Origin of the sequence: Kluyvera ascorbata ATCC 33433, assembly GCF_000735365.1 — a bacterium.
Lineage (GTDB): Bacteria > Pseudomonadota > Gammaproteobacteria > Enterobacterales > Enterobacteriaceae > Kluyvera > Kluyvera ascorbata.
In genome coordinates this window covers 29,246-50,112 of sequence record NZ_JMPL01000023.1, presented here as the reverse complement: position 1 = coordinate 50,112, position 20,867 = coordinate 29,246, and the positions used below count along the sequence as shown (strand labels likewise).

At 55.0% G+C, this 20,867-nt stretch carries 18 protein-coding genes and 1 pseudogene; 5 read left to right on the top strand and 14 right to left on the bottom strand.

The features are described from left to right. Positions 1-86 precede the first annotated feature (86 nt). The 5 genes from GKAS_RS08460 to GKAS_RS08440 all read right to left on the bottom strand — a co-directional run bounded on the left by GKAS_RS08460 (position 87) and on the right by GKAS_RS08440 (position 3,043). Positions 87-338, bottom strand: coding sequence for a putative Se/S carrier protein (locus GKAS_RS08460; protein ID WP_035893406.1), 252 nt, complete (start codon positions 336-338; stop codon positions 87-89). Continuing rightward, positions 335-1,096, bottom strand: a complete 762-nt coding sequence (yjiL, locus tag GKAS_RS08455; RefSeq protein ID WP_035893405.1) for a putative 2-hydroxyacyl-CoA dehydratase activator YjiL — start codon at positions 1,094-1,096, stop codon at positions 335-337. Before yjiL ends, GKAS_RS08460 begins: the two co-directional genes overlap by 4 nt. An 8-nt stretch (positions 1,097-1,104) precedes the next feature. Beyond that, the gene (locus tag GKAS_RS08450) at positions 1,105-2,256 is read right to left on the bottom strand and encodes a double-cubane-cluster-containing anaerobic reductase (RefSeq protein ID WP_035893403.1); all 1,152 of its coding nucleotides are present in this window, start codon (positions 2,254-2,256) and stop codon (positions 1,105-1,107) included. A 77-nt stretch (positions 2,257-2,333) separates the two neighbouring features. Next, entirely contained in the window at positions 2,334-2,804 is a 471-nt protein-coding gene (locus GKAS_RS08445; RefSeq protein ID WP_035893402.1) for a GNAT family N-acetyltransferase, read from the bottom strand. Further along, entirely contained in the window at positions 2,801-3,043 is a 243-nt protein-coding gene (locus tag GKAS_RS08440; RefSeq protein ID WP_035893400.1) for a DUF2164 domain-containing protein, read from the bottom strand. Before GKAS_RS08440 ends, GKAS_RS08445 begins: the two co-directional genes overlap by 4 nt. Before the next feature lie 144 nt (positions 3,044-3,187). On the opposite strand from GKAS_RS08440, the gene GKAS_RS08435 reads away from it, so the two are divergent. Further along, positions 3,188-4,132, top strand: a complete 945-nt coding sequence (locus tag GKAS_RS08435) for a TauD/TfdA dioxygenase family protein (RefSeq protein ID WP_035893398.1) — start codon at positions 3,188-3,190, stop codon at positions 4,130-4,132. Positions 4,133-4,184: 52 nt separating this feature from the next. On the opposite strand, the gene GKAS_RS08430 is transcribed toward GKAS_RS08435, so the two are convergent. From GKAS_RS08430 to hsdR, 5 genes and pseudogenes are all read right to left on the bottom strand, one after another. Further along, positions 4,185-5,105: a DUF5655 domain-containing protein gene (locus tag GKAS_RS08430; protein WP_035893396.1), complete on the bottom strand. Its 921-nt coding sequence runs from the start codon at positions 5,103-5,105 to the stop codon at positions 4,185-4,187. A gap of 126 nt (positions 5,106-5,231) precedes the next feature. Next, positions 5,232-5,570, bottom strand: coding sequence for an endoribonuclease SymE (symE, locus tag GKAS_RS08425; RefSeq protein WP_035893394.1), 339 nt, complete (start codon positions 5,568-5,570; stop codon positions 5,232-5,234). Between the two features lie 214 nt (positions 5,571-5,784). After that, a complete protein-coding gene (locus GKAS_RS08420; RefSeq protein ID WP_035893392.1) occupies positions 5,785-7,515 on the bottom strand; it encodes a restriction endonuclease subunit S in 1,731 nt (576 codons plus the stop codon). After that, the gene (locus GKAS_RS08415; protein ID WP_035893391.1) at positions 7,515-8,984 is read right to left on the bottom strand and encodes an N-6 DNA methylase; all 1,470 of its coding nucleotides are present in this window, start codon (positions 8,982-8,984) and stop codon (positions 7,515-7,517) included. The genes GKAS_RS08420 and GKAS_RS08415 overlap by 1 nt, the downstream gene beginning before the upstream one ends. 74 nt (positions 8,985-9,058) lie before the next feature. Next, a pseudogene (gene hsdR / locus GKAS_RS08410) lies at positions 9,059-11,489 on the bottom strand (EcoAI/FtnUII family type I restriction enzme subunit R). A gap of 221 nt (positions 11,490-11,710) precedes the next feature. Between hsdR and GKAS_RS08405 the strand changes: the two are divergent. After that, positions 11,711-12,640 carry a 5'-nucleotidase gene (locus tag GKAS_RS08405; RefSeq protein ID WP_035893389.1) on the top strand — a complete coding sequence of 310 codons (930 nt, stop codon included), beginning with the start codon at positions 11,711-11,713 and terminating at the stop codon, positions 12,638-12,640. Positions 12,641-12,730: 90 nt separating this feature from the next. Here GKAS_RS08405 and GKAS_RS08400 read toward each other — a convergent pair whose 3' ends face one another. After that, on the bottom strand, positions 12,731-14,143 hold the full coding sequence (locus GKAS_RS08400) for an aminotransferase-like domain-containing protein (RefSeq protein WP_035893387.1): 1,413 nt from the start codon (positions 14,141-14,143) through the stop codon (positions 12,731-12,733). 178 nt (positions 14,144-14,321) lie between these two features. On the opposite strand from GKAS_RS08400, the gene GKAS_RS23795 reads away from it, so the two are divergent. Beyond that, a complete protein-coding gene (locus tag GKAS_RS23795) occupies positions 14,322-14,486 on the top strand; it encodes a DUF1127 domain-containing protein (RefSeq protein WP_072011371.1) in 165 nt (54 codons plus the stop codon). A 40-nt stretch (positions 14,487-14,526) separates the two neighbouring features. Here GKAS_RS23795 and GKAS_RS08395 read toward each other — a convergent pair whose 3' ends face one another. Both GKAS_RS08395 and GKAS_RS08390 read right to left on the bottom strand, forming a co-directional pair. Beyond that, entirely contained in the window at positions 14,527-15,168 is a 642-nt protein-coding gene (locus GKAS_RS08395) for a LysE family translocator (RefSeq protein ID WP_035893385.1), read from the bottom strand. A gap of 47 nt (positions 15,169-15,215) precedes the next feature. Further along, the gene (locus GKAS_RS08390; RefSeq protein WP_035893383.1) at positions 15,216-15,959 is read right to left on the bottom strand and encodes a helix-turn-helix transcriptional regulator; all 744 of its coding nucleotides are present in this window, start codon (positions 15,957-15,959) and stop codon (positions 15,216-15,218) included. A gap of 222 nt (positions 15,960-16,181) precedes the next feature. Between GKAS_RS08390 and GKAS_RS08385 the strand changes: the two genes are divergently transcribed. Further along, entirely contained in the window at positions 16,182-18,722 is a 2,541-nt protein-coding gene (locus GKAS_RS08385) for a penicillin G acylase (protein WP_035893380.1), read from the top strand. Positions 18,723-18,859: 137 nt separating this feature from the next. Further along, positions 18,860-20,230 carry an NAD-dependent succinate-semialdehyde dehydrogenase gene (locus GKAS_RS08380; RefSeq protein WP_035893378.1) on the top strand — a complete coding sequence of 457 codons (1,371 nt, stop codon included), beginning with the start codon at positions 18,860-18,862 and terminating at the stop codon, positions 20,228-20,230. A 56-nt stretch (positions 20,231-20,286) separates the two neighbouring features. Here the strand turns inward: GKAS_RS08380 and GKAS_RS08375 are convergent, their stop codons facing one another. Then, positions 20,287-20,832 carry a YfaZ family outer membrane protein gene (locus GKAS_RS08375; protein WP_035893376.1) on the bottom strand — a complete coding sequence of 182 codons (546 nt, stop codon included), beginning with the start codon at positions 20,830-20,832 and terminating at the stop codon, positions 20,287-20,289. Positions 20,833-20,867 lie beyond the last annotated feature (35 nt).

The window sequence follows — 20,867 nt, the reverse complement described above, 5'->3', positions numbered from 1 at the left end:
GGATGCCTAAATTCTGTCTGCTACCGTGAACTAACCCTCACCCCAACCCTCTCCCTTAAAAAGGGAGAGGGGGCACATCTCAGTCGTTATTCATTGCCCGGGAACGTATGCAACAACGTGACCCCCTCGCCGCAGCGATAAATACTCTCCGTTGCGCCGGGCATCACCCAGCGCAGCTCGCTGCCTTCCTCGCAATGCAGATAAATACACAGCCCGCAGCCGCCGCGAAGCTGGCGCGGAATATCCGCCACCCGGAAGGATATCTCTGCGGCCTGGAGCGCCTTGCGGGTTTGCACCACGCCCAGCGTCGAGTGGAACAAAAACAGATACTCCGTCATTTTCTCGCCCGTTGCCCAATCATCGCCGCGCCAATCGCCCCGGCAAACTGCGCGTCGGGATGCGTGTGCACCGGCATGTTCACGTGCGCTGACAGCATCCGCCCAAACGCCGCGCAGTGGCTAACGCCACCGGTAAACAGCAGCGGCCACTGTGCCGACAGTCGGCCGATAAAGTTGGCGCTGCGTCGCGCCATCGCGTTAACCACCCCCGCCAGAATCGCCTCCGGCGGGACGCCCGCGGAGCGCAGGCTAATTACTTCGGATTCGGCAAACACCGTGCACATGCTGGTAATCATGTGTGGCTCCACGCCTGCGGTCAGCGCATCAAGCTGCTCGACGCTGGCCCCCAGCGTGCGCGATATCACTTCCAGAAAACGCCCGGTACCTGCCGCGCACTTGTCGTTCATCAGGAAATCGGTGAGGTTGCCGTCGTCATCCAACTGGATCACTTTGCTATCCTGACCGCCGATATCAATCACCGTACGGGTTTCCGGCAGCAGCAGCCGTGCGCCGCGCCCGTGACAGGAGATTTCCGTCACCTGCTTGTCGGCAAAATTAACCAGCTGGCGGCCGTAACCGGTCAGCGTCAAAAATGGCCGCACTTCCAGCCCGGCGCGCAGCGTTTCCCATGCCTCAACAATCGCATCGGCGGGGCGAAACGGCGTGGGTGCGAGGAAGCGGCGGCGAATCACGCCGTCTTCCAGCAAAATGCCTTTGGTCGCAGTGGAGCCTGAATCAATACCTATTGAAAACGTCACAAGCGCTCCTACAGCATTTCAATAAACGCCGCGACACGGGTACTCAACTGGCCGATGTCGGCGGTCGAGTAGTCGGTCTCGATGGCGATATAGGGAATGTTGTGCTGCTGGCGTACATGGCGTTTAATGGTCATTGATTCAACGGCATAGGTATGACAGGCCTGCAAAATCACGTCGACGACGCCGTCGGCCTGATACTCTTCAACCATCTGGCTGAGCAGGGTCAGGCGCTGGTCGTTGGGTGAGATGCACGAGCAGCCAATGGCGAGGTATTTATCGGTCAGCGCGTCGTAGACGTCGCCGTCTTCGTCCACGCAGCGCTCGGTGGCCTTCGCGCCGGTACAGTTTTCATAGCCCACCACCCAGCCGCCGTTGTCCTCGATGGCTTTCACCACTTTCTCCGCCGCTCCGCCAATTGGGCAGCCGGTGATCAGAATGCGCGGGCGGGCATCCAGCCGTTTGCCGTTTTCCCACTCCTGACGCACGCGCTCGGCCATGCCGTTCAGCTCATCAATCAGCGCCTCTTTATCGAAGCGGAAGGTTGCGCCATACACCACTTTCAGAATGTCGCTGCCGCTTAACGCCGGTGGATTGAGCTGCCCGACGCGGTAGAAATTGGCCAGCGCCCGGCGCTCGCGGTTCTTGAGGGCGATCGCCTCGCGCAGCGATGCTTCGGTAATTTGCGTGCCAAAACGTGCTTCAACCGCCTGCTGAAGACGCAGGATTTCCGTCTTCCACAGCGCGCGGGAAGCCGCGTCGGCGGCGCTGTTCGGCAGCTGCATTACGTGCACTGGCTTAAACTCGGCCATGTACTCGTACATCTTCTTTTTGCCGTCGCAGGTGGTTTCACCGACCACCAGATCGGAGAAGTAGAAGTAGGGGCATTTGTCGGTTTTGCCAAAGCCGTAGCTGCTTTTGATTAGCGGGCACAGATTGCGCGGCAGGTCTTTCTCCGCTTCTTCAATAGTTTCATCCGACGTAGAGCACAGCGACACGACGACCGCGCCCGCCGCCATCGGGATCTCCTGCGGCATAAAGGTGCAGTAGGTGCCGACCAGCGGCGTACCCTGCTCTTTGAGATCCATAACGGTAAGAAAGCCTTTCTGGCGGGCTTCGGAGAACTGATCGAAAATGGCGGGTAGATCGGTGATAAGCGACATGATTTTCCTTCCCCGTAACACGGGAGACGATAAAATAAGTCGCCATTATACCCATATTTAAAATATGGTTTTGTTGATCATACCCCCAGCTCTCGGCTGTAAACCCGGGAAGATTCTCCCCACGGATGGTAGCCTAACCCGTTAAATATGAACCCTGATTTCTCGTAAAACCCGTCGATGTCGGTGCACAGATGCAGCTGGCTAAACCCCAGCGTGTGGGCGTGCCGGGCGATATGCTCAATCAGCCGGCGGGCCAACCCCTGCTGACGGTATTCCGGCTCGATGTACAGCGCGCACAGCCACGGATACAGCTCGCCGCGGCTGATAAAATCGTTAGCAATCAACCCCGCGCAGCCGATGATCCGATCGCCGTCCTGCAACCAGTACCACTGCGGCAGCGGATTTTTCGCCCCCGGCGTGCGGCGCAGCGCGTCGTCGTAAACCATCATCGATTCTTCCGACGCCCACTGTTGCTGGAAATAGGCGATAACCGCCTCCATCTGCTCGGGATGGTCGCGTAAAGAACGAATAATGTGCTGTGAACTCATAGAATTTTCTTCAGTTCCATCTCTTCCTGAATGCGCTCGCTCCACGCAAAGTGGGTGCGAATCGCCTCATCAATCCCGGCGTTGTAAAAGGCCGGCCCCAGATTCTCGATAATAAAATCGATAAAGAACTCCGCGTCGAACTGCTCCAGCTCGAGGTCGAACTGTTTGGCGCAGTAGTCGGTCAGCCGATCGCGCAGCTTCTCGCGCTCGGCGGGGGTAAGGGTGATTTCCGTGGTCATTGTGGCTCCTGTATTTTCCCCGGGGCGGCTCAATGCCGAATAATGCAATCCCATCTGCGACCTATCAATATCACAAACTCGACTTTGTGACCCGCTGGAATATTTCTATATTCGGGCTTCTGACGATGTTAAAGGGGCGCCATCATGACTGCTGTGAACACTGCTGATACTGATTTTCCTTTATTAAATCTTCGCCGCGTGGCGGGCAATATCGGCGCGGAGATCCGCGACATTCGCCTTTCCGCCGACCTGGATGCCGACACCTTCGCCCAGCTCGACGCGGCGCTGGTCAAATACAAAGTGCTGTTCTTCCGCCAGCAGGCACACCTGACCGATGCCGAGCATCAGGCCTTCGGCGCGCGCTTCGGTAAGATTGTCGCCCATCCCACCGTCCCTGCGCCGGAAGGCACCAAACTGTTCGAACTCGACGCCTCGAAAGGCGGCGGCCGCGCCGACTCCTGGCACACCGACGTCACCTTCGTTGACGCCTTCCCGAAAATTTCCATCCTGCGCGGCGTCACTATCCCGGAATACGGCGGCGACACCGTGTGGGCCAACACCGCCCGCGCCTACGAACAGCTGCCGGAGACGCTTAAGCGCTTCGTCGACACCCTGCGCGCGGTGCACAGCAACGACTATGACTACGGCGCTGAACGCGTTGTCGTTGAAAGCCACCGCCTGGCGCATCACCAGAAGGTGTTTGTCTCTTCGGTATGGGAAGCTGAACACCCGGTGGTGCACGTCCACCCGGTCAGCGGCGAACGTGCGTTGTTACTCGGGCACTTTGTCAAACGGCTGGTGGGCTTCAGCTCGCGGGAGTCCGCACAGTTATTCGAGCTGCTGCAAAACCGCATCACCCGCCTTGACAACACCGTGCGCTGGCAGTGGCAGCAGGGCGACTTGGTGATTTGGGATAACCGCAGCACCCAACACTACGCGGTCAACGACTACGGCACCCAGCCGCGCGTGGTGCGCCGGGTGACGGTGGAAGGGGAGATTGCCGTTGGGGTGGATGGCAGTAAAAGCCGCACGGTGTCAAAACCGCAGGATGCGGCGAATGGGGAAGGCGCGGTTAGCGCGGCGTCGTGAATGTGGAAGGTGGCGTTGGAGTGATGCCAACACCACGCGAAACCGGGAGGGATCAGTTTTCCTGATAGGCTTTCTCGACCAGCAGTTTGGCTTTATCCAGATCGTGTTCATTACGCACAATCAGCTCAACGTCGCCGGTGCCCCAATGGCCAATATTGGTGACGTCCCGACTAAAGCCTTCTTCTAACTGGATATGCTGCGGGTTGAGCTTCAGCCATAGCCGCAAATGTGGGTCGGTGACGGGATAGGCCGCGACGCAAACAAAATTGCGAATGCGGCGGAAGGCGTCATACAGCTTCAGCTCTTTAAACTGTACTTCATCGCCCAGCGACAGCACGAAGCTTTTTAGTTGCTCGTGAAGCGATAGCAGCGCGGGAGAGGCAGAGGAAAGCTGTTCGCGCTGCGTGCGGGTATGGCGCTTGCCGTTGCTGGTCGGTGCATCGATGGTGATTTGTTGGGCGCTGTTTTCCACCACGGCGTTAACCAGCTCCAGCATCAACAGGTCATCGGCAAACAGCTTGTAGCGAATCAGGCTGATATTACGATTAATCTGCTGCACGGCATGTTCATCGTATTTATTAAAATCGGCGGCAATACAGATTAACCGCGTGCCGGACCAGTCGATGGCTTCGGCCGTGGTTTTACCCATCTTCTCCATTACCTGCCATTGAAATTCCGCTTTATGGTCGAGCAGCCAGTCGAGATAAAACAGCCCCTGGTTAATGACGTTTTCATTGCTGTGGCGCTTATATTCAATAATCACCGGGCAGTTATTTTCATCGAGGCCGAGGGAATCAATCCGCCCACGGTGCGTTTTTCCCGTGCTGTATTCGGTGTCGAGAAAGCGGACGCCGAGGAAGGTTTCCATATGGGATTCGATCAGCGTTTGCAGATCTTTTTCAATGGCCGCGGCTTTGCCCGGCAGTTCTTGTACTTTCCCGGCACCAAGGCGGAAAAGCTGGATATCGCTCATGGATCCCTCCTGAAGGTTATTCGCACCATCATACGTGGAGTGGGAAGAGATAAAAGAGGAATTCGGGCTTTTGGCTGTGAGGAATAGTGCAAGCCCGGCAGCGGAAAGACTGCCGGGCGACGGGTCTCAGGCTTTCCGCTTGCGCGGCTTATTGGCAATGACGCCGATAAAGTCCTGCACCTGACGCTGCTTACGCGCCGACAACGTGCAGACCTGATGCAGCGACTGCATCAGCGCTGGTTCCGGTGGCTTCACGGTCAGTACGATGCAGCCTTCCATCACCTTAATATCCATTTTGCTGCCGGTGGTAAAACCGGCGGCTTCCAGCCACTGGCCTTTCAGGGTAATGGCGGGAATGCGGGTGTATTCCGGGTAGCGGCTCGCATAACTGACGGTGGCGATGCGGTTATTTGCCGGGGAGACTTCTGGATCGGTGAATTCTGCAATAGAATGCGGGGTAGTCATGATGGCTATTCCTTGAAAATAGTGATTGTGATTAGCGAGGCGCTCGTGTTCCAGCACGGGCGCCTCGCGAAAAATACCTGTACATATCATCAGGGAATAGAAGGAAAGTCCAGCTGAAAATGAATGAAAATAATGGCGGGATGCGGGGATGGATTATTTCTGGTGATGGGAATAAAGCGGCTATTTAGCCGCTTTATTGGTTTCTGCGGGCGGGTTAATTTATGGCGGCGTCGGTGAGGGCGTCGGCCAGGTGGAGCTGGGTTTGTTGGGATATGCTTATTTTAGTCCTAAGCTGAACACTATAAGAAAATAGCTCACTAATTATTTCACATATCTTTACTTGTTCTGAATATGGAGGGATTGGTATTGTAAGAGCACTAATTGAACCAAGAAAAAGATTGGCTTGTGCTGATTTTTTTGAGCGATTAACCATTTGATACTGTAATAATGGTGATTTCAGAACGTTCTCAATGAAATGAATATAAAGATTTTTATTTGGGCGTATCATTGCCGCACTTCTAACCATTGAGTATTCATCGTCTCTATCCACTAGGGCTACCCGACCAATGCTACCGGAACATGAAATCAATATATCACCAATATTAGGATCACATCGCTCCCTGATTTTATTGAAAACGGATGTAGGAACAAAGTCTACATCATCTAGCATAATTCCGTTGTTTGTAACATTTCTTGCTGAAAGTAAATAATGTCCCGATGTTGAACGTTGAGGCGTTGAATGTTCTCCGTCGGTGATTTTATGACAAATATCTTGTAATTGAGCCCATTCCCACCCCTCCGGCAGTTCAAACGGTTTTTCCTCATCACTAATCGGTGGCAACGGTTTTTGCCTTTTAATTTTCCCGTCTTTCACCAGTTGCGCTTTTTCCTGCGCAATACGTTTAAGTAGTTCAGAGGCCGGTTCGTCGTTCGGATCCTGCGGCACCAATTTGCCCATCACCGCCAGTTGCAGAATGGTCTGTTTTAAGGTGTCAATGCTGGCTTCGGTGGTAAACAGCGTGTCGAAATGCTCGCTGATACGCGCCCAGTTTTCGGCCAGTTCGTCGGCGTTCTGGCTGTTGGTTAGCGTAGTTAGCAGGGTTTCAACCAGCTGTTGATGAGCGTCCAGACTGGTCAGGGAGCCCTGTTCCAGTTGGTCGCAGAGGGACATCAACTCCTTAACTTTAACAACAATTTTATTTTGTTCATTAAATGGAGGGAATCCCGTGATGTAATTCACCAATTGTTCTTGCTTGATTCCTTCTACTGTTGTGCCTGTACCTTTTATTTTTACAGTGGAATAGGTATTAAAGAAAAAATCAGGAATAATACTACTTGTGAGCTTTACCGATTTTAAATCTTGGTTAAATGCTATTGGGCAAGAAGCAATAGCAATCTTTCCTAATCCCATACGAGTGCAAATTAATACATCTCCAGAATCAGCTAATTTACTACCAGATAACAAACCTGCCTCTGTAATATAGTCTTGGGTTTTCGAAATATATTGCGAAGAGCCTAGGTCTTTTACGCTGGCCCAAGGTATATCCCCTCCCCAAAATGCAGGGTTGATTTTGCTTGGAGTTCCTCCGCTCTGGATTGAGTTAAATAAGGTTCCCAGCCGCACCCATTCCCACCCCTCCGGCAGCTCAAACGGTTTCTCTTCCTCGCTAATCTCTGGCAGCGGCTTCTGTTTTTTAATTTTCCCCAGCTTCACCAGCTCGGCCTTTTCCGCCGCAATGCGTTTCAGCAGTTCCGACGCCGGTTCATCGTTCGGATCCTGCGGCACCAGCTTGCCGCGCACCGCCAGCTCCAGAATCAGCTCGCGCAGCTTCTTAATGCCATACAGGTCGATCTTACCCGAGCTGCCGCGCCCCGCCGTGGAGCGGGTTTGCTGCGCCGTGGTCCAGGTATCGATATGGTCGACAATCAGTTTTTCCACCGCCATCAGTTGGCCTCCTTACCGGAGAGCGCCGCGCCGAGGATATCGCGCAGTTGGTGGCGCAGGGTCTGGATCTCCTGCTGCTGCTTGGCGTACTGCGCCAGCAGTTCATCCGGATCGTGGCTGACGGTTTCCGCCTGGTGCGGGTTCTTGATGTCGAGATTGAAGTTGCGGGCAATCACCTCGTCGATGCTGACCTTCCACGCCTGCTCGTTCTCGACGCGGCTGGCGAAGCCGTCGGCCTCGTTGCCCCACCAGTCGATCTCGGCCTGGAATTCTTCAAACTTCATCGGCTTGGTTTTGCTGTAGTTCTTCACGCCCGCCGGGTACGGGTGCTCGTAGAACCAGATTTCTTTGGTTGGCTGGCCTTTGGTAAAGAACAGCAGATTGGTTTTGATCCCGGTATACGGGTTAAACACGCCGTTCGGCAGACGCACGATGGTGTGCAGGTTGCACTCCTCTGTGAGCAGCTTTTTGATCTTGGTTTTCACGCCTTCGCCAAACAGCGTGCCGTCCGGCAGCACCACCGCCGCACGGCCGTTTTTCGCCAGCACTTCAATAATCAGTTGCAGGAACAGATCCGCCGTTTCACGAGTCTGCATCTCTGCCGGGAAGTTCTTCTCGATGCCGTCTTCTTCGGTGCCGCCGAACGGCGGGTTGGTGACGATGACATCCAGCTGTTCATCCCACGACGACAGCGGCTTGTTGAGGGTGTTGTCGTGACGGATCTGCACTGGCACTTCGATGCCGTGCAGCAGCATATTGGTGGTCGCCAGCAGGTGCGGGAGCTGTTTTTTCTCCACGCCGTGGATCTGCTGTTGCAGCGTCTGGTGATCGGCCACGCTCTTCACGTACTTATTTTTCACGTGATCGAACGCGCAGGCGAGGAAGCCGCCGGTGCCGCAGGCCGGGTCCATAATCGACTCGCCAAGCTTCGGATCGACGCGATCGACCATAAAGCGGGTGACGGCGCGTGGGGTATAGAACTCACCGGCATTGCCCGCCGATTGCAGATCTTTGAGGATCTGTTCGTAGATGTCGCCGAACAGGTGGCGTTCGCTGGCGCTGGTGAAGTCGATTTCGTTCAGCTTGTTGATCACCTGACGCAGCAGGGTGCCGTTTTTCATGTAGTTATAGGCATCGCTGAACGCCTGCCTGACCACAAAGCCGCGCGGGTTCTTATCGATAGGCGCGGTGAGGTTTTTCAGCGCCGGGAACAGGTCGTCGTTGACGAACTCCAGCAGGGAATCACCGGTAATGCCTTCGGCGTTCGCCGCCCAGGTGCGCCACAGGTAGCGCTGCGGAATAGGGTACTGATAGTTATCCTGCTCCAGTTCCAGCGCCTCTTCCTGAGCGTCAAAGATTTTCAGAAACAGCAGCCAGGAGAGCTGGCCGAGGCGCTGCGCATCGCCGTCCACACCGGCGTCTTTGCGCATAATGTCCTGTAATGATTTGATAACTGAGCTGATTGACATGATGTGTTCCATGTTTCATTAACAATAAGGCCCTCTGCTACGCGGTGGCAGCAGAAGGCGCAAAAGGGGAGTGGTTACGCTGAGCGGGGCGGTAAGTGGTAGATTTCGCTCTCCAGCTCGCTGATGGCCTGATTATACCCGTTACGGTCGCCGAATCCGCTTTTAATGATCTCCGGCAGCGTACCCATGCTGTCGAACGGCTTGAGCTTCAGCACCTGAATACTCTCTATCTCCTGCACGCCCGCGTCGGCGTATTTATCCAGCAGCGTATTCAGCACCGCCTGCGCGGCGTCGGAGTATTTGGTGAAGTAGTTGCGCTTACGCACGTTCTCCGCCCGCTCTTTGCGGGTTAACGGCGGCTGACCATACACCACGTGGCACAGCATGTCGAACGGGTCGAGCTCTTTACCGACCTCTTCCGCCAGCACTTCCCAGATAATCCCCTGCTGCTCCAGCTCCTTGATGATGGCCTGTTTGCGCTCGGCGTCCTGCCACTTGCGGGTGAAATCATCCAGCGAGGCGTACTCTTTGAGCAGCGTTTTGCGGGTGTAGTCTTTGAAGGATTCGGTGACCAGCTTGCCGTCGGCATCGTAATACTGCACGCGTTGGGCGATCACGCCGACGGCCACGCCGTTGACGTGGAACTTGCGCACTTTGTTCTCGTCGTCTTCCGGCAGCGGGCCGACATCGTCTGTACCGGTGACGGTATACGGCGCGGGATCTTCATCGGCACCGGTAACAACGTCCTCAACCTCTTCATCGTGCTCGTCGAACTGCTCTTCAAAATCGGAGTCCGGGTCGGCGATATCTTGCGGCGTGGTGTCCATCACCTTTTCCGGGATGCCGTCGAAGCGTTCGTCGGCGAACAGCTCGGTGGCCTTTTTGAAATCGAGGATGGTGAACCATAGCTTGCCGTAGCGTTCATCGATACGGGTGCCGCGGCCGATGATCTGCTTGAATTTGGTCATCGACTGAATGTTTTGATCCAGCACCACCAGTTTGCAGGTTTTGGCATCCACGCCGGTGGTCATCAGCTCGGAGGTGGTGGCGATAACCGGATAGTCTTTTTTGGGGTTAATAAAGTTATCCAGTTGGGCTTTGCCGATGTCGTCATCGCCGGTGATTTTCATCACGTACTTGTCGTTCTTCTTGACCTGTTCCGGGTTGAGATTGACCAGCGCGCGGCGCATCCGCTCCGCGTGATCGATGTCGTTACAGAAGATGATGGTTTTATCCATCGGGTTGGTGCGCTTGAGGTAATCGGTAATGGTTTTCGCCACCAGTTCGGTGCGCTCATCAATCACCATCGTGCGGTCAAAATCTTTCTGGTTGTAGATGCGGTCGTCGATCAGCTCGCCGTTTTTATCCGTCTGGCCTTTTGGTCGGGCGCCAGCCCTGGAGATCGACGTCGATGTCGACGCGCACCACTTTGTAGGGGGCAAGGAAGCCGTCTTCGATGCCTTCTTTGAGCGAGTAGATATACACCGGGTCGCCGAAGTAATCGGTGCTGGAGACTTCATGGGTCTCTTTCGGCGTGGCGGTTAAGCCAATCTGCGTGGCAGCGCTGAAGTAGTCGAGGATTTCGCGCCAGGCGCTGTCTTCGGAAGCGCTGCCGCGATGGCATTCGTCGATCACAATCAGGTCAAAGAAATCCGGCTCTACCTGTTTAAAGGCTTTTTGATCTTCTTCCGGGCCGGTGATGGCCTGGTACAACGCGAGGTGGATTTCAAATGCCGGGTCGATGGTGCGCCCGGTGACCTTGGTCATCGCCGTGCCAAACGGCAGGAAGTCGTTATTTTTGGTCTGATCGACCAGAATATTGCGATCGGCGAGGAACAGGATCCGCTTCTTACTTTTCGCTTTCCATAAGCGCCAGATAATCTGGAAGGCGGTATAGGTTTTCCCCGTGCCGGTCGCCATCACCAGCAGAACGCGGTTCTGCCCGGCGGAGACGGCTTCAATGGTTTTATTGATGGCCTGTAACTGGTAATAACGCGGCGCTTTGCCGCTGCCGTCATCGTAGTAGTCCTGAGTAATCACAGGGAGCTGAGCTTCGGTGTAACCTTTCCAGACGCAGTATTTTTGCCACAATTGCGAGGGAGAAGGGAATTCGCCGAGGGTAATCGGTTTTTCCATTAATTCGCCGTCAGCAACCGTGGCATCGCGGAAGATAAAGCCGTCGCCGTTGGTAGCAAAGACAAAAGGAACGTCCAGCAGGCGTGCGTACTCTATGCCTTGTTGCATTCCTTTGCCGATTTCGTGTTTGTTGGCTTTGGCTTCAATGACCGCCAGCGGAATGCCCGGCTTGTAATACAGCACGATATCGGCGGATTTCACCGTTCTGCGCGCTGCGACTTTGCCGCGCACGATGACCTTACCGTCCCGGAGTTTGACCTCTTGTCTGATTTGCGTTGTGTCGTTCCAGCCAGCATCAAGGATCGCGGGCATAACGCATTTGGTGATGATGTCTGCTTCCGTCAGGGTACTCAGGTTCAGGTCAGCCATTGGGCGCTCTCGATAGAATCGGATGGTTCTGATTTTACCTAAAAAAAGATATAATGGATAAATTTAAGTGATATAGATCACGTTATTTGTCGATTGCAATTAACTATACATTTAACGATGCTGAGAGTTATATTGATATATGCCATCCGGCTAGTGTTTTGCCAATCTACATATGCTGTAATAATAGATAAGGTAATGTTTCTATTTTGGAGGTTGATTTTATGCCTTATGATCTATCGTCACGATTAGTTATAGGTCTTGCATCAAGCGCGCTTTTTGATTTAGATGAGTCAGATGAAATATTTCGAACTCAAGGGGAAGATGAATACAGAAAATTTCAACGGGAAAATCAAGATGTACTCTTAGGGAAAGGAGTCGCGTTTCCTTTCATTAGACGTCTTTTAACGTTGAATAAAATTAACCAAAGTAATCCTCCCGTAGAAGTTATCCTTTTATCAAGGAATGATCCAGATACCGGGTTGAGGGTAATGAATTCAATCGAAAGTTATGGGTTGGGCATAACTAGGGCTGTTTTCCTTCAAGGTCAGTCTCCACATAAATATATCCCGGCGTTGGATATTGAGTTATTTCTCTCCGCAAATTCTCAAGATGTTAATCAGGCTGTAATGGCCGGATATCCTGCGGGTCAGATTCTTAAGGGGAATATTAAGGATGACGTTCAGGATCATGAGCTCAGAATTGCATTCGACTTTGATGGAGTTATCGCAGATGATTCTGCGGAAGCTGTATACCAAAAAAGCCATGTGCTTGCGGATTTTCATAATTATGAAGAGACACATGTAAATGAAACGCATAACCCTGGGCCGCTAAAAGACTTCCTTCAACGTATATCTAGTATCCAGAAGATGGAGGAAGATTTAGAAAAAGAAGACCCTACCTATAGGCGTATTTTACGTATTTCAATTGTAACAGCCAGAAATGCACCATCGCATAAAAGAATGATTAATACTATGAGAACATGGGGTATTAATGTAAATGAAGCATTCTTTATGGGCGGGGTAGAAAAGAATAAAATTCTTGAAATTATGCAGCCACATATGTTCTTTGATGACCAGCGACTTCATCTTGAGCCCTCAGCATCTGTTTTACCTTCTGTACATATACCGTTTGGAGTAACGAACAAAAAGTAATAACCCAATATAATAGAATGCCCCTGTATTTACGGGGGCTCTTTACCATTAGCTTTCATATATAAAAATTATGAGGGCGTTCCAATGGGATTATTCCATCGCCACCTTCACCGCCTCCCCCAGCTGCACCATCACCTCGCGGTGCTTGTCGATCGGCGGCAGCGCGCAGTTGATCCGCAAGCAGTTCCTGTATTTCCCCGACGCCGAAAAAAGCGATCCCGGTGCCACCTGGATTTTCATCCGGCACAGCTGCTTCGCCACGCACACCATATCTACCTGCTCAGGCAGTTCCACCCACAGCATAAAACCGCCGGTTGGGCGGGTCACACAGATCCCGCAGGGGAAAAACTCACGCAGCCAGCAGGTGTAGATCTCCATATTGCGCTGGTAGATCTGCCGCATCCGCCGGACGTGGCGGTGGTAGTGGCCCTCGCGGATAAAGTTCGAGGCGGCAAGCTGGGTCGACGGCACGTTGGTGCCGCTGGCGGCGTATTTCATTTGCAGCAGCTTGTCGTAGTAGCGGCCCGGTGCTATCCAGCCAATGCGCAGGCCGGGGGCGATGGTTTTGGTAAACGAGCTGCACAGCATCACCCGGCCGTCGATATCCCATGAGTGGATGGTGCGCGGGCGCGGGTAGTCGGTGGCCAGTTCGCCGTAAATATCATCTTCAAAAATCACGATATCGTAGCGCTGGGCAAGGCTCAGCACCGCGCGCTTGCGGGCGTCGGGCATGATAAAACCCTGCGGATTGTTGCAGTTGGGGACGAGGATCACCCCTTTGATCGGCCACTGATCCAGCGCCAGTTCCAGCGCTTCGATGCTGATCCCAGTGTTGGGATCGGTGGGGATCTCAATGGCTTTCAGTCCTAAGCCGCGCAGCAGCTGCATGGTGCCGTAATAGGTTGGGGATTCCACGGCGATAATATCGCCCGGCTGGCACACCGACAGCAGCGCCAGCGACAGCGCGCTGTGGCAGCCGCTGGTGATGATCAGGTCGTTGGCGGTGACCACCGATCCGCCGTCGAGCATCAGGCGGGCGATCTGTTCGCGCAGCTCGCGGCGACCGGCCAGCTCATCGTAGTTCAGCACCTCACTGAGATTGTGCTGCACCACGCGGCTCATCTCGCGCCACAGCGGTTTTAGGGTGGGTTGGGTGACGTCCGGTGAGCCGCCGCCGAAAGGAATGATCGACTTATCGCTGCGGGCATCCAACATGTTCAGCACCTGATCCCACTGGGTGATCTCCACCGGGCGCTGTACCGGGCGTGACATCGGCGGCACCGGCGGCTGGGCTTTCTGCGGCGCGACGAAGTAGCCGGAGCGCGGCTGCGGGGTGATCAGCTGGCGCTGTTCCAGCGTCTGATAAGCCTGCTGTACGGTGCTGATGCTGACGCCGTGCTCCTGGCTCAGGCTGCGCACGGAGGGCAGCTTTTCGCCGTGGCGATACAGCCCTTGTTCAATTCGCTCGGCCAGCAGGTTGGCCAGATGTTGGTAACGCGTCATTGCTGTATCCCCAGTGATCGCCATACAGATGAGAAAACCAGTACAGTCAGGCGATAAAAACCGCACGCAGATATCGTTTTAGCGAATCTGTATGTTAAAGAAAAGTATTTTTTGAATCTGTATTGCAGGACCGGAAATCCGCGAAGATAAAGCCTCTGGCAAGGTGAGGAGGCAAAGTATGGAATTTCACGAGAACCGGGCAAAACAGCCGTTTATCGGCTTTGTGCAACTGTGGCGCTTTATGAAAAAATGGTGGCATTTGCAGCAAACACGTCGTGTATTGCGGCGAATGAGCGATGAGCAGTTGAAAGACGTTGGGCTGCGCCGTGATGAAGTGGGTTAAAAATACGGGCGACGTGCCTGACACGTCGCCCGTCCGCGTTTTAGCTCAACATAAATTGCCATAAGATCCAGCCGCCGAAGCCTAGCAATATGCCGCCAGCCGCCCGTTCAATTTTCCAGACCAGATTACCGAGCCGTCGCTGAATCTGCGGCAGCGCGATCAGTACGATCAACAGCAGATCCCAAAGCAGCACGACGCCGGTCATCCAGACTCCGCATACGGCCTGCTGTACCAGTGTGACATCCGGGCCGAGCAGCGCCGTCATCAGCGCCAGATAGAACAGCGCATTTTTCGGATTCAGCAGTGAAGAGCCCAGCCCCAGCAGTAATTGTCGGGTGAGCGAGGGCAGCGCCGATGCGGTATGTTGCCACTCCCGTGTTCCGGCGCGGCTATTCAGCAACTGGCGGCCCACCCAAAGCAGGTACGCGGCGCCCATCAGTTCGATACCGGTGAAGAGCAGCGGCGCCTGGCGCAGCAGCCCGGAGCCAATGACGACCAGCAGAATGTAGAACCCGTTTCCCGCCGCAATGCCAAGGCAAACGCCCACGCTGCCGCGCAGTCGAAAGCGTAGCGCGTAGCCTACCAACAGAAAGAAGTCCGGCCCCGGGCTGAGCAGCGCCATAAAGTGCGCGAGTGCCAGTGCGGGAAACGCGGGGGGGAAGAGTGTGGTGACCTGTTCCATAGCGACCTCAATAAAAAGCGTGAGGTCAGCGTAGGCCTGAAGAGGCGTTAATTATTGTCTGATATTGATCTACCCAGCGCGTACTGACGCGGCGTGGCGGCCGTGTAGCTGACGAAGGTTTTGTGGAAATGGCTCTGGTCGGCGAAGCCGCTCTGGTAGGCCACATCGGCAATCTCGTCCCCGGCGCGTAGCCGCGCTTTGGCGTACTCCACGCGCGAGTTGTTAAGAAAGCTGCCGGGCGTCAGGCCGGTATCCTGCTTGAACGTCCGGATTAAGGTCTCTTTACGCAGCGAGAAACGTGCGGCGAACGCATCAAGGGAGGGGGGAGAGACGGGGTTTGCCAGTAGCGCCTGCTGCAGATGTTGGCTGGTGGAACGCAGTTTTTCATCAACGCCAGTTCGCAGGGAAAGAGCGGATAACAGCGTGGTCAGCGCGTCGGCGGACATCTGCTCAACGACGGTGAGATACAGGCTGAACAGCGCATCATTGCGAATGACCTGCCGGGCTAATGGCAGCGGCGTGTCGATATAGAGCATATGGTAGCTGCGCGGCTTTCCTTGTATCGGGTTGCAGCTGTGCGGCGCGTTGGCGGGGATAACGATAAGGTCGCCGGGTGACAAAAGATACTCCTGCCCGTCACAGACGCAGCGCGTTCCACCTTCGAGAATCGCCCCTATCGAGAGCTGCGGGTGACTGTGGCGCTTATAGGCCTGCGTGCTCTGCCAGGTGCTGCGTCGTTCAAGCCCCGGCAGTCGGGCGAAGGTCTGATGAATATCGCGTGGTGTGGTCATTCGCTTCCCCCGGCGGTTTTTTATTTTTATACCACATTAGGGGAAGGTGGGTGGAGATGTGTGAAAAATAAACGATTCTCTTTAGATCACATTAACTAATTTAATGTATCAAATAACTGGTATCAGACTCACAGTTCACGCTGAAATCATTCGCCTCATATAGATAAGTGTTGCTTCACAGCTAGTATCAACTCGCTAATCATACACCTGCAAGAGGATACAATGAAAAATACAAATCGTATGATCGTGAACTGTGTTGCTGCTTCCCTGATGTGTTCCTGGAGCCTTTCCGCGTTGGCGGCAGGTGCCCAGACCGAGGTCAAGATTGTTCGCGATGAATACGGCATGCCGCATATTTACGCCGATGATACCTATCGGCTGTTTTACGGCTATGGCTACGTGGTGGCGCAGGATCGCCTGTTCCAGATGGAGATGGCGCGGCGCAGCACGCAGGGCACGGTCTCTGAAGTCCTCGGCAAGTCGTTCGTCAGTTTTGATAAGGGGATTCGCCAGAACTACTGGCCGGATTCTATCCGGGCGCAAATTGCGGCGCTAGCACCGGAGGATAAGTCCATCCTGCAAGGCTATGCCGACGGCATGAACGCCTGGATTGATAAAGTGAACGCCAACCCCGGCACGCTGCTGCCAAAACCGTTTTCCACCTTTGGTTTTGCACCACAGCACTGGCAGCCTTTTGATGTAGCGATGGTTTTTGTCGGCACGATGGCGAACCGATTCTCTGACAGTACCAGCGAAATTGATAACCTGGCGCTGCTGACGGCGCTAAAAGACAAATACGGTAAGCAGCAGGGGATGGCGGTCTTTGACCAGTTAAAATGGCTGGTGAACCCTTCCGCGCCAACGACCATTTCCCCTAAGGAGAGCCACTATCCGCTCAAGTTCGACCTTAACAATACGCAAACGGCGGCCTTGCTTCCGCGCTACGACCTGCCGGCACCGATGCTCGACCGGCCGGCAAAAGGCGCAGACGGCGCACTGCTGGCGCTGACGGCGGGACAAAACCGGGAAACCATCGCCGCGCAGTTTGCGCAGAGCGGGGCCAACGGGCTGGCGGGCTACCCAACGACCAGCAATATGTGGGTAATTGGTAAAAACAAAGCGCAGGATGCAAAAGCTATTATGGTCAACGGCCCGCAGTTCGGCTGGTACGCGCCTGCTTATACCTACGGCATTGGCCTGCACGGCGCGGGCTACGACGTCACCGGCAATACGCCGTTTGCTTATCCTGGCCTGGTGTTTGGTCACAACGGCACGATTTCCTGGGGTTCTACTGCTGGTTTCGGCGATGATGTCGACATCTTTGCCGAAAAATTGTCGAAAGATAAACCGGGCTATTACCAGCATAACGGTCAGTGGGTGAAAATGCTCAGTCGCGAAGAGACCATTAAGGTCAAAGACGACCAGCCGGAGACCTTCACCGTCTGGCGCACCCTGCACGGAAATGTGATGAAAACCGACCCAGCCACACAAACGGCCTACGCCAAGGCGCGCGCGTGGGAAGGCAAAGAGGTGGCATCGCTGCTGGCGTGGACTCACCAGATGAAAGCCAAAAGCTGGCAGGAGTGGACGCAGCAGGCGGCAAAACAGGCGCTGACCATCAACTGGTACTACGCCGACGTGAACGGCAATATCGGCTACGTGCATACCGGCGCGTATCCTGACCGCCAGCCGGGCCACGACCCGCGCCTGCCGGTGCCCGGCACCGGAAAGTGGGACTGGAAGGGGCTGCTCTCTTTTGATTTGAACCCGAAAGTGTATAACCCGCAGTCGGGCTATATCGCCAACTGGAACAACTCACCGCAAAAAGATTATCCGGCATCCGATCTGTTTGCCTTCCTGTGGGGCGGCGCGGATCGCGTGACCGAGATTAACCGCATTCTTGATAAGCAGCCGCGCTTTACCGCCGATCAGGCCTGGGATGTGATCCGCAAAACCAGCCGTCAGGATCTGAACCTGCGGCTCTTCCTGCCGACGCTCAAGGACGCGACGGCGAGCCTGCCGGTAAGCGACCCGCGTCGCCAGCTGGTGGATAAACTAACCGGCTGGGATGGCAGCAACCTGCTCAACGAAGGCGGTAAAACCTATCAGCAGCCGGGCTCGGCGATTCTCAACGCCTGGCTGACCAGTATGCTGAAACGCACGGTTGTGACGGCGGTACCGAAGCCGTTCGGTGACTGGTACAGCGCCAGCGGCTATGAGACGACGCAGGACGGGCCAACCGGCTCGCTGAACATCAGCGTAGGGGCGAAGATCCTTTACGAAGCGCTGCAGGGCGAGAAGTCGCCGATTCCGCAGGCGGTCGATCTGTTTGGCGGAAAACCGCAGCACGAGGTGGTGCTGGCGGCGCTGGACGATGCCTGGCAGACGCTGTCAAAGCGCTACGGCAACGACCTGAACGGCTGGAAAACGCCGGCGATGGCGCTGACCTTCCGGGCCAATAACTTCTTCGGCGTGCCGCAGGCGGCAGCGGATGAAGCGCGTCATCAGGCGGAATACCAGAACCGCGGCACGGAAAATGACATGATCGTGTTCTCGCCGTCGGCCAGCAAAAGCCCGGTGCTTGCCTGGGACGTGGTCGCGCCGGGTCAAAGCGGGTTTATTGCCCCGGACGGCAAGGCGGATAAGCACTATGACGACCAGCTAAAAATGTACGAAACCTTCGGGCGTAAATCGCTGTGGTTAACCCCGCAAGAGGTGGAGTCGCATAAGGAATCGCAGGAAGTGTTACAGGTGAAGCGGTAATTTCTTCCTGTCATCCCCCGTCTTGTCCGGCGGGGGATGCCTATTCGGAAACCTCCGTTTATACCCAACTTTACGTCCGCAGCCAGCCAGATTGACTACCCTTAATACCCTAAGCGGTAAAAACAAGGAGATTCACGATGGCTTACCAGACAGTTAATCCTGCCACTAACCAGCTTATCAAAGCATACCCTTCTCATACCGACGCGGACGTTGAAGCGGCGCTGAAAGCGGCCGATGCGCTCTACCATTCCGACTGGGCAAAAGGGGATATCGACCAGCGCCTGCCGGTACTCCACAAATTAGCCGATTTGATAGATGCCCGCGTTGAGGAGCTGGCGAAGATTGCCAGCCAGGAGACGGGCAAACTGATCGCCCAAAGTCGCGGCGAGGTGAAACTGTGCGCGCAAATTGCCCGCTACTATGCCGACAACGCGAAGCAGTTTCTCGCGCCGGTGAAGTACAAATCCGAGCTCGGCGAGGCCTGGGTCGAACATCATCCTATCGGCGTGCTGATGGCCGTTGAGCCGTGGAATTTCCCTTATTACCAGCTGATGCGCGTGCTGGCCCCGAACCTGGCAGCAGGTAACCCGGTGCTGGCGAAGCACGCCAGCATTGTGCCGCACTGCGCAGAGGTCTTTGCGCACCTGGTGCGTGAAGCGGGTGCACCGGAAGGGGCGTGGGCGAATCTGTACATCTCGCAGGATCAGGTGGCCAACATTATTGCCGACGACCGCGTGCAGGGTGCAGCGCTGACCGGCTCCGAAAAAACGGGCAGCGTGGTGGCGGCACAGGCGGCGAAGCACATTAAGAAATCGACCCTTGAGCTGGGCGGTAACGATGTCTTCGTGGTGCTGGACGATGCCAACCTCGATAAAGCGGTGAAAATCGGCGTCAATGCCCGCCTTAACAACGCCGGGCAGGTCTGTACCGCGGCAAAACGTTTTGTGCTGCATGAGAAAATTGCCGATGCTTTCCTGAGCAAGTTTACCGAAGCGTTTAAGCAGGCAAAAATTGGCGACCCGCTGGATGAAAGCACCACGCTTGGCCCGCTGTCGTCAAAAGACGCGCTGGAGACGCTGACCAAACAGGTCAACGAAGCAGTGAAAAACGGCGCGAAGCTGCATCTCGGCGGTAAGCCGGTGCAGCGTGACGGCAGCTTCTTCGAGCCCACCATCCTGACCCACATTTCCTGCGATAACCCGGCGTATTTCGAAGAGTTCTTCGGCCCTGTCGCGCAGATTTACGTGGTGAAGAGCGATGATGAAGCGGTAGCTCTGGCCAATGATTCCCACTACGGGCTGGGCGGCGCGGTCTTTAGCCAGGATATTGAACGGGCGAAGAAAATGGCCTCGCGCATTGAGACCGGGATGGTGTACATCAACTGGCTCACCGATACCGCGGCTGAACTGCCGTTTGGCGGAGTGAAGCGTTCCGGCTACGGGCGCGAGCTGTCGGATCTGGGGATCAAAGAGTTTGTGAACCAGAAGCTGGTGGTAGTGCGCCAATAGCGGCAGCCAATAAAAAAAACCTGCCATCTGGCAGGTTTTTTGGGAAGTGGGTAACGTTAGAAGTTTACGCCGCCGCCAATGTAAGCGCCGTCAATCAGCGTGTGGTTTGGACGGCCGTCTTTGCCGTCAACGCTGACGTGGCGATAGCCCACTTTCAGAGTGACCAGTGAAATTGGCGACCAGCTTACGCCACCATTGGCTTCAACGTAGTTTTTCACGCTGTTGTTCAGGCCTTCCGGCGCGGCATAGCCTTCGCCAAAGACGCGGATGCTGTCGGTCAGGGCTACGCTAACGCCGCCGCCGATAGGGAATGCCACGCCGTTATCGCCTTTTTTCGGGCCGATGTAGATAGCTTTCGCGCCTGCGTTCAGCATCACTGGGCCGACTTCCAGGTTATAGCCTGCGCCCACGCCGCCGGTCTGGGTGCCGTCGTCGGTGTTTTTCAGCCAGTTGCTTTCTGCGTACAGGCCGGATGAGGATTTACCCATTTCCAGATTCAGGTTGGTAAAGTTTTTACCCTGCTCAAGGCTACCGCCCATCGCCAGTGCGGAACCGGATACGGCGGTCAGAGCGGAAAGGAGCAGGATATTAAGCTTTTTCATGGTTTATTCCTCGTCATAAAATTAATCTGAGGACA